Origin of the sequence: Mesorhizobium sp. WSM4976 (assembly GCF_029625685.1) — a bacterium.
Classification (GTDB): domain Bacteria; phylum Pseudomonadota; class Alphaproteobacteria; order Rhizobiales; family Rhizobiaceae; genus Mesorhizobium.
Map to the genome: position 1 here is coordinate 106,415 of NZ_JARTVT010000018.1, position 12,767 is coordinate 119,181.

The 12,767-nt window shown below is 63.3% G+C and carries 19 protein-coding genes and 1 riboswitch; of the genes, 13 read left to right on the top strand and 6 right to left on the bottom strand.

What is annotated here, in order from left to right; genetic code table 11:
• Positions 1-12: 12 nt before the first annotated feature.
• Entirely contained in the window at positions 13-666 is a 654-nt protein-coding gene (locus P9272_RS22050) for an outer membrane protein (RefSeq protein WP_128257716.1), read from the bottom strand.
• 409 nt (positions 667-1,075) lie between these two features.
• On the opposite strand from P9272_RS22050, the gene P9272_RS22055 reads away from it, so the two are divergent.
• The 9 genes from P9272_RS22055 to P9272_RS22095 all read left to right on the top strand — a co-directional run bounded on the left by P9272_RS22055 (position 1,076) and on the right by P9272_RS22095 (position 7,360).
• Entirely contained in the window at positions 1,076-1,840 is a 765-nt protein-coding gene (locus P9272_RS22055) for an SDR family oxidoreductase (RefSeq protein ID WP_278162168.1), read from the top strand.
• Positions 1,837-3,921 carry an excinuclease ABC subunit UvrC gene (gene uvrC, locus P9272_RS22060; RefSeq protein WP_278162169.1) on the top strand — a complete coding sequence of 695 codons (2,085 nt, stop codon included), beginning with the start codon at positions 1,837-1,839 and terminating at the stop codon, positions 3,919-3,921. The genes P9272_RS22055 and uvrC overlap by 4 nt, the downstream gene beginning before the upstream one ends.
• A gap of 164 nt (positions 3,922-4,085) precedes the next feature.
• A complete protein-coding gene (gene pgsA, locus P9272_RS22065; protein WP_128257719.1) occupies positions 4,086-4,682 on the top strand; it encodes a CDP-diacylglycerol--glycerol-3-phosphate 3-phosphatidyltransferase in 597 nt (198 codons plus the stop codon).
• Between the two features lie 5 nt (positions 4,683-4,687).
• Positions 4,688-4,945, top strand: a complete 258-nt coding sequence (gene moaD / locus P9272_RS22070; protein ID WP_278162170.1) for a molybdopterin converting factor subunit 1 — start codon at positions 4,688-4,690, stop codon at positions 4,943-4,945.
• 1 nt (position 4,946) lies between these two features.
• Complete coding sequence (locus tag P9272_RS22075) at positions 4,947-5,426, top strand: molybdenum cofactor biosynthesis protein MoaE (protein WP_278162171.1); 480 nt, start codon at positions 4,947-4,949, stop codon at positions 5,424-5,426.
• Positions 5,427-5,560: 134 nt separating this feature from the next.
• Entirely contained in the window at positions 5,561-5,974 is a 414-nt protein-coding gene (locus P9272_RS22080; protein ID WP_278162172.1) for a YbaY family lipoprotein, read from the top strand.
• A 27-nt stretch (positions 5,975-6,001) separates the two neighbouring features.
• Positions 6,002-6,064: riboswitch (Fluoride riboswitch) on the top strand.
• Between the two features lie 97 nt (positions 6,065-6,161).
• Positions 6,162-6,575 (top strand): fluoride efflux transporter CrcB, encoded by a 414-nt coding sequence (crcB, locus tag P9272_RS22085; RefSeq protein WP_128257785.1) that lies wholly within the window; start codon positions 6,162-6,164, stop codon positions 6,573-6,575.
• Positions 6,576-6,578: 3 nt separating this feature from the next.
• The gene (crcB, locus tag P9272_RS22090) at positions 6,579-7,001 is read left to right on the top strand and encodes a fluoride efflux transporter CrcB (protein WP_278162173.1); all 423 of its coding nucleotides are present in this window, start codon (positions 6,579-6,581) and stop codon (positions 6,999-7,001) included.
• A 14-nt stretch (positions 7,002-7,015) separates the two neighbouring features.
• Entirely contained in the window at positions 7,016-7,360 is a 345-nt protein-coding gene (locus P9272_RS22095; protein ID WP_278162174.1) for a DUF190 domain-containing protein, read from the top strand.
• Positions 7,361-7,475: 115 nt separating this feature from the next.
• Here the strand turns inward: P9272_RS22095 and P9272_RS22100 are convergent, their stop codons facing one another.
• The gene (locus tag P9272_RS22100; RefSeq protein ID WP_128257725.1) at positions 7,476-7,682 is read right to left on the bottom strand and encodes a hypothetical protein; all 207 of its coding nucleotides are present in this window, start codon (positions 7,680-7,682) and stop codon (positions 7,476-7,478) included.
• Between the two features lie 163 nt (positions 7,683-7,845).
• Positions 7,846-8,268 carry a nucleoside-diphosphate kinase gene (gene ndk / locus P9272_RS22105; protein ID WP_041010781.1) on the bottom strand — a complete coding sequence of 141 codons (423 nt, stop codon included), beginning with the start codon at positions 8,266-8,268 and terminating at the stop codon, positions 7,846-7,848.
• A gap of 180 nt (positions 8,269-8,448) precedes the next feature.
• Between ndk and P9272_RS22110 the strand changes: the two genes are divergently transcribed.
• Entirely contained in the window at positions 8,449-8,682 is a 234-nt protein-coding gene (locus P9272_RS22110; RefSeq protein ID WP_278162175.1) for a hypothetical protein, read from the top strand.
• 3 nt (positions 8,683-8,685) lie between these two features.
• Here the strand turns inward: P9272_RS22110 and P9272_RS22115 are convergent, their stop codons facing one another.
• Positions 8,686-8,982, bottom strand: coding sequence for a DUF1905 domain-containing protein (locus tag P9272_RS22115; protein WP_128257727.1), 297 nt, complete (start codon positions 8,980-8,982; stop codon positions 8,686-8,688).
• Between the two features lie 17 nt (positions 8,983-8,999).
• Positions 9,000-9,692 (bottom strand): glutathione S-transferase family protein, encoded by a 693-nt coding sequence (locus tag P9272_RS22120; protein WP_278162176.1) that lies wholly within the window; start codon positions 9,690-9,692, stop codon positions 9,000-9,002.
• 58 nt (positions 9,693-9,750) lie between these two features.
• On the opposite strand from P9272_RS22120, the gene P9272_RS22125 reads away from it, so the two are divergent.
• The 3 genes from P9272_RS22125 to P9272_RS22135 all read left to right on the top strand — a co-directional run bounded on the left by P9272_RS22125 (position 9,751) and on the right by P9272_RS22135 (position 12,379).
• Complete coding sequence (locus P9272_RS22125; protein ID WP_128257786.1) at positions 9,751-10,263, top strand: DinB family protein; 513 nt, start codon at positions 9,751-9,753, stop codon at positions 10,261-10,263.
• Positions 10,264-10,650: 387 nt separating this feature from the next.
• Positions 10,651-11,436, top strand: a complete 786-nt coding sequence (locus tag P9272_RS22130; RefSeq protein ID WP_278162177.1) for a GGDEF domain-containing protein — start codon at positions 10,651-10,653, stop codon at positions 11,434-11,436.
• A gap of 82 nt (positions 11,437-11,518) precedes the next feature.
• Complete coding sequence (locus P9272_RS22135) at positions 11,519-12,379, top strand: sterol desaturase family protein (RefSeq protein ID WP_128257730.1); 861 nt, start codon at positions 11,519-11,521, stop codon at positions 12,377-12,379.
• A gap of 118 nt (positions 12,380-12,497) precedes the next feature.
• On the opposite strand, the gene P9272_RS22140 is transcribed toward P9272_RS22135, so the two are convergent.
• Positions 12,498-12,713, bottom strand: coding sequence for a DUF982 domain-containing protein (locus tag P9272_RS22140; protein WP_278162178.1), 216 nt, complete (start codon positions 12,711-12,713; stop codon positions 12,498-12,500).
• Positions 12,714-12,767: the final 54 nt, after the last annotated feature.

Below are 12,767 nucleotides of genomic sequence, written 5' to 3' on the forward strand. Positions count from 1 at the left end.
GCTTCGAACGACTTAGAACTTCATACCAACGCCGAAGGTGACGCGGTTGTCGGAAGACTTGACCTTGCCGACATTGTCGAAGTTCTTGCTGCCGTAGTCGGTATAGCGATACTCGACGCGGCCGAACACATTGTCCGTGATCTTGATGTCGGTGCCGGCGCCGGCCGTCCAGCCGACCATGGCCTTGCTGTCGCTGGTGTTCAGAATGTCGTCGGTGACCTTCTGGTTCTTGGCGGCCAGACCGCCCGTGCCGTAGAGCAGAATCTCGGGGGTGACGGCATAGCCGAGGCGGGCGCGTAATGAGCCTTCGAGGCCCGACTTGGCGCTGAAGCCATTCGAAGAGCCCTTGGTGCCATTATAGCCGAGGTCGGCTTCAGCACCGTAGACGAAGTTCTCCTGCTGCCACTGGTAGCCGCCGAAGACGCCGCCGACAAAGCCCTTGGTGCCGATATTGGTGCCCTGATCCTTCAGCTTGGCGTGACCGCCGAAGCCATAACCGGCGCTCAGGCCGACATATGGGCCGGCCCAGGACGCAACCGGAAGCTCGGCAACCGGAGCGGGAGCCGGCGGCTCCTCGGAAACGACGTCGGCCGCAAAGGCGGTACCAGCAAAGGCGAACAGCCCGAGCGCGGCGGCAAGCGGCGCGAATTTGAGATTGGTCTTCATTGTATACTCCTTAAGCCACAAGACACTTAGGCTTGGTTGTTCATGAAACGCCCCGGCCCGTCCGGGGGGATAAACGAGCCTGGCGTTTAACGGTTCCAAATGTCGTGCTGAAATGCGGCTGAAGCGAACCTGAACTTGGGTCATTCCCGGGCGCGAATGAGGCCGAAAGGTGACGTTGCATCTTCGCAACAGCGAATGTCAGCAGGCTAATCATGTTGCGCTGCACATCGCTTGGTTCAAGGGGTGCAGCGACATATATTGCCGGGAACGGCGCCTCGAATCCGCGGGGCGGAAGCGCATCCGGGCGGCTTCGCCACATTCCTGCCGCAGGTGGAAATGGCATTTAACACTTGGCCCGTCATATTGTGCCGGCCTCCCGGAATCGTGAAGCCGATTGAGGATTGACACCATGAAACAACCCACGGCCGTCGCGCTGGTGACGGGTGGAGCAAGACGGATCGGCAAGGCGATCGTCGAGGATCTGGCCGCCAATGGCTTCGCCGTCGCCATCCATGCCAACCGGTCGAGCGGTGAGGCCGAGGCGCAGGCGGGGAAGATCACGGGCGAGGGCGGGCGCGCCGCCGTCGTCGCCGCCGACCTCACCGACATGGATGCCGTCGGCGATCTTGTCGGCAGATCGGAGGCAGCGCTCGGCCCCGTCACGCTGCTGGTCAACAATGCTTCCCTGTTCGTCGACGACCGGGTCGAGGATTTCGACTGGCAGGCCTGGGACCGCCATTTCGCCATCCATGTGAAGGCGCCAGCGCTTCTGGCGCAGAATTTCGCCCGTGCGCTGCCGCAGGGCGAGGAGGGGCTGATCGTCAACATGATCGACCAGCGCGTCTGGCGGCCGACGCCGCGCTATTTCTCCTATGCGCTGTCGAAATCGGCGCTCTGGACGCAAACTCAGATGCTGGCGCAGGCGCTCGGGCCGCGCATTCGCGTCAACGCCATAGGTCCCGGGCCGACACTGAAGAACAAGCGCCAGGACGACGATGATTTCGGCAAACAGGTCGAGGGGCTGATCCTGAAGCGCGGCCCGCAATTGTCTGAATTCGGGGCCACGATCCGCTATCTCTGGCAGGCGCGCTCGGTGACCGGACAGATGATAGCGCTCGACGGCGGCCAGCATCTTGCGTGGCAGACGCCCGATGTGACAGGCATGGTGGAATGAGTCCCACAGCCCAAAAACACAGACGCAACGGCGCCGCCGACGACCAGCCCCCCGATGTCGATCTCGACGTCGAGGACGAGGCGGCGGAGGAGATCGTCGAGCCCGAGGCTTTGCCGACCGGCCCCGATGTCGCCTTCACCGCCATCGACTGGACGCCGCATGCCGGCGATGCCGACGGTATGGTCGGCGCCGAGGTGATCCAGACCTTCGTCAAGCGGCTCCCCAACCAGCCCGGCGTCTATCGCATGATGAATGCCGCCGGCGACGTGCTCTATGTCGGCAAGGCGCGCAGCCTGAAGAAGCGCGTCACTAACTACGCGCAAGGGCGGTTCCACACTGCCCGCATCGGCCGCATGGTGCGCGAGACGGCCACGATGGAATTCGTCGTCACCCGCACCGAGATCGAGGCGCTGCTGCTCGAGGCGAACCTCATCAAGCGGCTGAGGCCCCGCTTCAACGTGCTGATGCGCGACGACAAGTCGTTCCCTTATATCCTGCTCACCGGCGATCATGTCTCGCCCGGCATCTACAAGCATCGCGGCGCGCGTTCGCGCAAGGGCGACTATTTCGGTCCCTTCGCCTCGGCCGGCGCGGTCGGCCGCACCATCAATTCGCTGCAGCGGGCCTTCCTGCTCAGAAGCTGCACCAACTCCTTCTATGAGAACCGCACAAGGCCCTGCCTGCTCTACCAGATCAAGCGCTGCGCCGGCCCCTGCACCGGCGAGATCTCGCATGAGGGCTATGCCGAGCTCGTCGCGGAGGCCAAGGATTTCCTATCCGGCCGCAGCCAGAAGGTGAAGACGGAGATCTCGGCCGCCATGCAGCAGGCTTCCGAGGAACTCGATTTCGAGCGCGCTGCGATCTACCGCGACCGTCTTGCCGCGCTGTCCCATGTGCAGGCGCATCAGGGCATCAACCCGCAGACGGTCGAGGAGGCCGACGTCTTCGCCATCCACCAGGAAGGCGGCCAGACCTGCATCCAGGTGTTCTTCTTCCGCACCGGCCAGAACTGGGGCAATCGCGCCTATTTCCCCAAGGCGGATCCGGCGCTGGAGCCGGCCGAGGTGCTGGGCTCGTTCCTGGCGCAATTCTATGACGACAAGTTGCCGGCGCGTACGCTGCTGCTGTCGCAGGTCGCGCAGGAACAGGAACTGCTCGCCGAAGCGCTTTCCACCCATGCGGGCCGCAAGATTACGATCTCGGTGCCGCAGCGCGGCGAGAAGAAGGATCTGACCGATCACGCGCTGCAGAATGCGCGCGAGGCGCTTGGCCGCAGGCTGGCCGAAACCTCGACGCAGGCGCGGCTGCTGCAGGGATTCGCCGAGACCTTCGGCTTGGCAAGACCCCCGGTGCGCATCGAGGTCTATGACAACTCGCACATCATGGGCACCAATGCGGTTGGCGCCATGGTCGTCGCCGGGCCGGAAGGTTTCGTGAAGAACCAGTACCGGAAATTCAACATCCGCTCGACCGAGATCACGCCGGGCGACGATTTCGGCATGATGCGCGAGGTAATGCAGCGGCGTTTCTCGCGGCTGCTCAAGGAACATGGCGACGAGCAGTCAGGACCGGCCGCCGCAGACGATGCGGGCGAGGAGGATGTGGTCGCCGGCAATGGCGGTTTTCCGGCGTGGCCCGACGTTATCCTGATCGACGGCGGCCAGGGCCAGATGACGGCAGTGCGCCAGATCCTTGCCGACCTCGGCGTGGAAGATCGGGTTGTCGCCATCGGCATCGCCAAGGGCCCGGACCGCGATGCCGGTCGCGAGCGCTTCTTCGTCAAGGGCAAGGACTCCTTCATGCTGCCGGTGCGCGACCCGGTGCTCTATTTCGTCCAGCGCCTGCGCGACGAGGTGCACCGCTTTGCCATCGGGTCGCACAGGGCCCGCCGAAAAAAGGAAATGATCAAGAGCCCGCTCGACGAGATCGCGGGCATCGGTCCCGGCCGCAAGCGCGCCCTGCTGCACGCCTTCGGCACCGCTAAGGCGGTCAGCCGCGCCGCGGTCGAGGACCTGATCAAGGTCGACGGCATTTCCGAGCATGTGGCGAAGCTGGTCTACAATCACTTCCACGAGAGCTGAGAGCCCGTCCCGCGCACGGAAGATTGACGAACTAGATTGTGAGCCGCAGAGGCGTTGGCCGACACAAATGCTATTTTTGCCTGGTCAATCGAATCTCGACTGTTGACCCCCTACATTCGCTTCTGATTTGAGTACGTCTGGCGGAGGAGATTTCCCGAGACGACATGGCACAACGCGCGTTCAACCTTCCGAACATCCTTACCTATGCCCGCATCATTGCGGTGCCGTTGGTCGTGCTGTGCTTTTTCCTGGAGGGGCATCTGAAGTCGTCCGACTTCGCCCGCTGGTCGGCACTGGTCATCTTCCTGCTTGCCTCGATCACCGATTACTTTGACGGCTATTTCGCGCGCGCCTGGCAGCAGACTTCCAACATCGGCAAGATGCTCGACCCGATCGCCGACAAATTGCTGGTCGCCACCTGCCTGCTCCTGCTTGCCGCCGACACCGACCGCCATGGCGGCATCGCCGGGTGGTCGCTCTGGGCGGCGATCATCATCCTGTGCCGCGAGATCCTGGTTTCGGGCTTAAGGGAATATCTGGCCGCCTTGAAAGTGTCGGTGCCGGTCACCCAGCTCGCCAAATGGAAGACCACCATCCAGATGGTCGCCATCGCCTTCCTTCTTGTCGGCCCGGCCGGCGACAAGATCTTTCCGCTGACCACCCAGATCGGCCTCGTGCTGCTGTGGATCGCGGCGCTCGTCACGCTCTACACCGGCTACGACTATTTCCGTGCCGGCCTTAAGCACATCATGGACGAGTGAAGACAATGTCGACGAAACTCATCTATTTCGCCTGGGTGCGCGAGCGGATCGGCAAGCCGGAAGAGGAGGTCGAACTGCCCTCCGGCATCGAGACGGTGAGCGACCTGCTGCGTTGGCTGAGATCGCGCGGCGAGGAATACGAAAACGCGCTGCAATATCCCGATGTCATCCGCGTCGCTATCAACCAGGAGCATGTCGGCCATCGCGAGAAGATCGCGGGCGCGCGCGAGATCGCGCTGTTTCCGCCGATGACCGGAGGTTGACATGGCCGGCGCCGTCGTGCCCGCCATCCGCATCCAGCGCGAGGATTTCGACGTCGCCGCCGAGATCGCCGGCCTGACCGGGGGCCGGAACGATATCGGTGCCGTGGTCACCTTCTCCGGGCTTTGCCGCGACGAGCAGGGCGCGCTGTCGGCGCTCGAGCTCGAACACTATCCCGGCATGGCCGAGGCCGAGATCGGCCGCATCGCCGCTGAAGCCATCGAACGCTGGCCGCTGCAGGGCCTCACCGTCATCCATCGCCACGGCAAGATAATGCCGGGCGAAAACATCGTGCTGGTGGTCGCGGCCTCGTCGCACCGGCAGGCGGCCTTCGAGGCGGCGAATTTCCTGATGGATTATCTGAAGTCGCGCGCGCCCTTCTGGAAGAAGGAACATCTTGCCGACGGCTCCGAGGGCGGCTGGGTCGACGCCAAGGAAGCCGACGATCACGCGGCGGACCGCTGGAAGAAACCGGGCGAATAATGCATGTCGCCCAGAAGTGTGCAGTGGTTCTGGGTCAACGACATGCATCAGAAAAAACTCCCGTTCGGCCATCGAACGACCGCATTCCTTGCCAAGCTTGCTAATCGGTTTGATTTGCTTGGCGGAGCAATCTCATGCTGGACCGCATCGCGGAGTTCTTCATCTTCGGGCTGGCGCCGCTGGTCGTTGGCGTGCTTGCCGTGCCGCAAGTGACCAAGGCCGGCGAGAAGACGATCACGGGCGAGGTGATCTATCGCGAGCGCATCGCCCTGCCGCCCGACGCCGTGCTGGTGATCGAGCTTGCCGACGTTTCCGTGGCCGATGCGCCCGCAACCGTCATCGCCAAGCGCAGGGTCGCGCCCACCGGCCAGGTGCCGATCAAATTCGACATCGGTTTCGACCCCAAGGCGATCCAGAAGGGCCGGACCTATGCGCTGCAAGCGCGCATCACGGTCGGCGAGCGGCTGATGTTCATCACCGACACAAGCCACCGGGTCGATCCGCTGGTCGGCGGTCATCAACGCATCGTCTTGAAACGGGCTGGTTGACCGCGCCTCGGTGACCGCCTAGTTTCCCTCAAAAATGGGGATGGGGTTCCCCCGAGACCGCCCTTATGGGCTGATGACTCCTGCCAGGCGTGCGCTTGCGCGGCAGGATTTGTTTTCCCGCTCGCATCATGCCTGATTTCGTGAGGTGATTCCGGTGCGGAATCGCGTTTGGAAAGGCATGAAAGCGATGACCCTTGCGGCTTGCGCCCTGGTCCTGATCGGCGGTTTCCTTGGCGGCATATCCCGCTTCTTCCTCTCGGGCGTGATCGGCCGTGGGGTCGGCGAGACCTTTCCCTGGGGCACGCTGGCGGTCAATGTCTCCGGCGCTCTTGCCATCGGCGCCTTCGCCGGTGCCGCGCGGGCGGTGGGCGGCGTCTTCGCCAGCGATCTCGTGCGTGACCTGATCGTCGTCGGACTGTTCGGCGGCTATACCACAGTGTCGTCCTTCTGCCTGCAGACGCTCAACCTCGCGCTCGACGGCGAGGGCCGGCTCGCCGCCTTCAACATCGTCGCTTCGTCGGTCCTGTGCGTGCTGTTCGTCGCGCTCGGTTTCTGGGCGATCGTCTGGGTCTCTGGGTCAGCCACCGGCATGGCGGGCTGAGCGATGCAGGACAGGCAGGCGGCAATGCGGCTTTATCTGGCGGTCGGCTGCGGCGCGGCGATCGGCTCCCTGACCCGCTTCCTGTCGGGCTATGTCATCGTCTCGCTGCTCGGCCTGAACGCTCTATGGTCGACCGCTTTCGTCAACGTCGTCGGCTCTTGGGTCATCGCGGCCTTTGCCACGCTGACCGGACCGGATGGACGCATGATGGTCGGCGCGGTCGGCCGCAATTTCGTCATGGCCGGCTTCTGCGGCGGCCTCACCACGTTTTCGGCGATGAGCCTCGACACCTTCATCCTGCTGTTTGAGGGCGACTTGCCGCTGGCCGCGACCTATCTCATCAGTGTGGTCGGGCTGTCGCTGGCGGGCGCGTGGCTGGGCTATCTGATGGCATCCAGGCTCAACCGCTTACCGGTAGACAGGTAACAGGGAGGAGAAACATGCAACTTCCCGCGCAATGCGCGCTGCTCAGGATCTTCTTCGGCGAGGACGACAGGGCGGCCGACGGCAAGCCGCTGCACGAGGCGATCGTCATCAAGGCGCGCGAAGCGGGCATGGCCGGCGCCACGGTGCTGCGCGGGCCGCTGGGCTTCGGCCGCTCCAGCGTGCTTCACACCGCCAAGATCCTGCGCCTGTCGCAGGATCTGCCCATCGTCGTCGAGATCGTCGATGCGCCGGAGAAGGTCGATGCGCTGATCCCTGCGATCAAGGCGCTGACGAGTGAGAGGAGCTGCCTGATCACCAGGGAGAAGGTCGAGGTCATCCGCTACGGCGATGGGGACTGATCCCTAAAGCATGTCTCCCGAAAGTGGGTACCGGTTTCGGGATAAAGACATGCGTAAAAGACCTAAAGCGCATTGAGCGAATCCGAAGAATCGCAACGCGCTTGAGGACCCTCGATTAGCGGTGGCGAAGACGGCGGCCGATCGTATCCTCGTCGAAAATGCCGGCGGAAAACAGCTTCATGGCTTCGATCGCCAGGTCTGATGCCTCGGAACTGCCGCGGGCAATGCCCCGCTCCACGCAGACCTGGTCATAGATGCGCTTCAGCAGGACGAGATCGTCCGGATAGGCTATGCCGCTCTTGGAAACATGAGGGCCGATCATCGCATCCTCCATTGTTGGACGGAAGCATGACAGAAGCTCGCGGGGGCGGGGAGCCTTCTATCGCCAGACCGGCACCATAGGGCGCTGCGTCGGTCACGCATTCACCCATGTTAAAAAGGCGGCCCCGGGGCCGCCTTCTGAATTCTGGAAGGTTTCAGCTGACTCAGCCGACGATCTCGGTGTCCGAGAACCAGTACTTGATCTCCTGCGCGGCCGTCTCCGGCGCGTCGGAGCCATGCACGGAGTTCTCGCCGATCGACAGCGCATGCACCTTGCGGATGGTGCCTTCGGCGGCGTTTGCCGGGTTGGTGGCGCCCATCACTTCGCGGTTCTTGGCAATGGCGTTCTCGCCTTCCAGCACCTGCACGATGGTGGGCGCCGACGACATGAATTCCACCAGCTCGCCGAAGAACGGGCGATCCTTGTGGACGGCGTAGAAACCCTCGGCCTCGCGGCGGCTCATCCATACGCGGCGCGATGCGACGACGCGCAGGCCGGCGTCTTCCAGCATCTTGGTGATGGCACCAGTCAGGTTGCGCCTGGTCGCGTCCGGCTTGATCATGGAGAAGGTGCGTTCGATCGCCATAGGGTCGTCCTTGTTCTTGGGAATGGAAATTGGAGTGGCGGGCTCTATACAAGCCGCCCGCCGGCTTGCCAAGGGGAGGCGGCTTCTGGCCAAGGCGGGCGCTTTGCGGGATAATTAAACGGCTGCGAACGTGCTTCGCGTCGAACCCAGGCGCGTTGCGGCAGCGCGGAGCCTGAGGCGATGAACCGGCGCAATCTCACGCGCGGCGATATGGCCGGCCTTCTTTTTATCGCAGCGTTTTGCGCCGCTGTCGCCCTTGCCCTGCTTTTCTTTCCACGACGCGCCGAGCGGAATTTCGGCTTTGGCCCGGAATGGCAATGTGCACGCATGGCGGAGGGCGATCCGATCTGCGTCAGGCTCGCCAATCGCGATGCGCCGAATGGGGAGGCGGGTGACAAGGGCGCGTCGAAGTAGACGCTAGAGCACGATCTCAATGGTCAGTGTCGGCTCATCGCCCGCCTTGAGGCTTTCGCGCTGGCGCACCGACGCTTTGACCGGCAACAGCAGGCTCCCGGTCGTCTTGTCTGGGAAGAGCGATGTCTGCCACCGGGTTTCGCCGATCACCGCGGTGACGCCGAGAGAGCCCCAGGGGCGCGCAAGCCCCGCCATCGCCGCCTTGATCCGCGCCGCGACATCCGACGGCAGCGTGATGAAATGCCAGCCGCCCTTGCCGGGGTAGACCCAGATACCGGCCTGCATCTCATAACGCAGCATGGCAATTCCGACGGCCGTCACGCCGCCGCCGCGACCTGCCGCCCGATACCGCCATGCAGATCGAGGCAGCGCTCGAACCAGCTAGTGATGCTGTCGCTGTCGTCGAGCAACTGGAAAGGCGAGGCGACGCGCCCCCATTGCAGCGCACCGAACACGATGTAATCGGCAAACAGCGGCGCCTCGCCGCCGATGAAAGGCTGGTAGGCAAGCGTCGAGCGCAGCGGTTCCAGCGCGGCGCGGAAGGCCGCGAGCCCGGCATCGCGCTTGGCCACGACCTCTTCCAGCCGCTTGCCGTAGCGCTGCTCGCGGCTTGCGCGGAAATAGGCGGCGTTGGGCTCGTCTTGCATGTCATGCAGGTCGGTCAGCGCCACCGTCGCGACATAGGGGTGGATGGTCAACTGCGACCAGCGCTCGATGAAGCGCGCCATCGCCTTGCCGCCATCGCCGGCAAACAGCGTCGGCCGATCCGGATAGGCTTCGTCGAGGTAGAGCGCGATGGCGAAGGAATCGGCCACCACGCGCTCGCCATCGCGGATCACGGGCACTGTCTTCGACGCACCGCCCTCGACCTTCGGCACTTCGAGGAAGCGCGTCGGCACCTTGGTGACGGCGAGCCCCTTATGCGCCAGCGCCATCTTCGTCTTCCAGCAATGCGGACTGAACGGGCGTTCGGCGTCGTGGCCGACAAGGTCGTAGAGAAGAATGGTCATTGGCGCGTCCGTTGCTGCGGGTTACGTAGAGCCAGGATTCGTGGCGAACCGGTGGATGATGAAACAGCATTTCATGATGTTTGCGGCCTATAATCAATGGGCCAACCAGCGTCTCTACGATGCCGCGGCCCACCTCAGCGACGAGGAATTCAACCGCGACACCGGCGCCTTCTTCGGCTCGATGATGAGAACGCTCAACCATATCCTGACCGCTGATCGAATCTGGATGAAGCGTTTCACCGGCGAGGGACAGGCGCCGTCTTCCCTTGACGCCATTCTTTACAAGGCTCTGCCACCCTTGCACAGCGCGCGCGAGGCGGAGGACAGGCGGATCATCGACTGGGTCGGCGGCATGAGCGAAAAGGCGCTCGCTGGCCGCTTCTCCTATATGACCCTCTCCGACATGCGAACTGTCTCGCAACGCGTGGCGCCCGCGCTGAGCCATTTCTTCAACCACCAGACCCATCATCGCGGCCAGGCGCATATGGTGCTTACCGTGCTCGGCCGCCCCGCGGTGCCGCTCGATCTGGCGCTGTTCCAGCGCTCCGAGGAAGGACGCGCTTACGCCTGAAGCGTAGCTCCGGGAATCCGCAATTTCTGCCGTGGTTTCGTTGCCAATGGTGCTTGGTGCGAGAAAGCGGTTGTTCATGCCTCAGTTTTTAGATATTAATGAAAAGTCAATAGTTAATTAATAATTAGGTATAGAAACAAGAACTAAGAAATATTATTGCAGAAATAACTCTGAAACTTACCGCATCGCCCGCTGCAGCCGGCGGTGCCTCGACGAGAACCTCCGGCCAGTCGTCAAGCCTGCGGTCTTTGGGGGCGGGCTTTCGGCTTGCCTGCCATCACGGGCGGTTCCGACGGCCTGTTAACCACACTTGCATTGAAGCTAATATGTTAGGACTTCCTTTGCGCTCCCGTTCCACAATAAACTGGTAGCAGTGGGAGCAATGGCATGCGCATCGATTTGTCCCCGACAAGTTGGGGCAGGGTCGTGGTGGTCACGGCCGCCGGCACAGCCTTTTTCATTGCCGTAGCCTTCTTCGTCGATTCCTTCAATTTTCCCTCGCTGTCGCCGCAGGCGCTGCTGTGGGCCCAGCTCACGGATCTTTTCCTGCCGCTTTTCCTGGGCGGCTCCTTTCTGTTCTTCCTGATGTGGAAGATGCGCCAACTGGCGATCACGCAAAAGGAGCTCAGCGTCATCGCCGCGACCGACAGCTTGACCGCAGTCTTCAACCGCGGCGCCTTCTCGATGCTGGTCGAGGCCTATCTCGACCAGGCACGCGACCAAACGGTCGCCGATACCGGCGCGCTGCTGATCGTCGATGCCGACCATTTCAAGTCGATCAATGATCGGCTGGGCCACGATTGTGGCGACCAGGCGCTCAGGTTGATCGCCACGACCATCAAGGGGCAAGTGCACGGCGCCGACATTGTCGGACGCATCGGCGGCGAGGAATTCGCGGTCTTCCTGCCCGGCGCCGATGCCACGCGCTCCTTCCTGGTCGCCGAATCCATCAGGCGCCGCATCCGCGAGGCCGAGTTTGCGCCCGACGGGCGGCCGTGGCCCCTTTCGGTCAGCATCGGCGGCATCGCCTTCAGCGGCCCGACCACCTACCACGATATGTTCCAAGTCGCCGACCGCCATCTTTACAAGGCCAAGTCCAACGGCCGCGACCAGGTGAGCTTCGAGAGCCAGCGCAGCGGGATGGCTGGCGATGCCGGCGGCACCATGCACTAGGCGTCCCTGGGCGCCATCAACGGTCCGTTCATCCTTTGGCGGCTAGTGTCGGCGGCTGACCTCAGCCGAGCCGCGAGCGACCGTGTTCGATCTTATCGACTTCAAGGCGGTGCTGATCATCGCCCTCATCTTCATCCCGCTGGAGCAGCTCCTGCCGCTGCATGGCGAGCAGTCGGCAACGCGCCGGCATTGGCTGAACGACCTTTTCTATCTGCTCTTCAACGGCATAGTCATCAAGGCGGGTATAGTATTGGTGGTCGGAGTGGCGATGCTGCTGGCGCAGCGTATCGTTCCCGAGGCGCTCACCGCCGCCGTCCAGTCGCAGCCTGTGTGGCTGCAGGCGATCGAGGCTCTGCTCATCGCCGATATCGGCTTCTACCTTGCCCATCGCGCCTTCCATGCGGTGCCGTTCCTGTGGCGCTTCCATGCCATTCACCACTCGATCGAGGAGATGGACTGGCTGGCCGCGCACCGCGTGCACCCGGTGGACCAGATCCTGACCAAGTCGGCTTCGTTCCTGCCGCTGTTCGCGCTGGGTTTTTCCGCCGAGGCGGTTCTCATCTATGTGCTGATCTACCACTGGCAGTCGGTGTTCATCCACTCCAACACGCGCATCAGGTTCGGGCCGCTGAAATGGCTGATTGCTTCGCCGCAGTTCCATCACTGGCACCACGCCAACGAACGCGAGGCCTATGACAAGAACTTCGCGGGCCAATTGCCCTTTCTCGACCTGATCGGCGGCACTTTGTTCATGCCGCCGCGCATGCCGGAAAAATACGGTGTCGACGAGCCTGTGCCGCAGCTCTACCACCAGCAGCTCGTCTATCCCCTCGTGGCAGCGGCCGCACCGGCCGCGCCGCTCGCCGAGGCCCCGGCCGCCGCAAGCCGGAATAATGGCATGGAAGGCCTCTCGTTAAGTGAACCGACCCGGGGCAGTTCATAGGCGGCGGGCCCGGGAAGATGGTCTTTTGCCGTAAGTCAGGCGGCAAACCCGCCATAGCCGCGTGCGACCGGCTTCACCGAGACGATCGGCTGGTCCGACGGCCACAGAATGCCAGCGGTCAGAAGGTGATCAGCGCATCGCGCGCGGCCTCGGCCGGGATTTCTCCGGCCCGCGCGGCCTCGCAGGCTTTCACCGCGGCGCCGTAGCTGAGGCGCCGGCGCGACGGCGGAAACTCGGTCAGGAAGTCATGCATGTCAAACAGCGAGGCGATCATGCGCTTGTGGCCGGCGCCCACGCTAAGGGCGACCGGGGTGAAGAACATCCTGTCGTGCATTCGGACCTCTCGAAAAATGGGACGGACGGTGGCGGGGCTGCCCCCTCCGGTCTT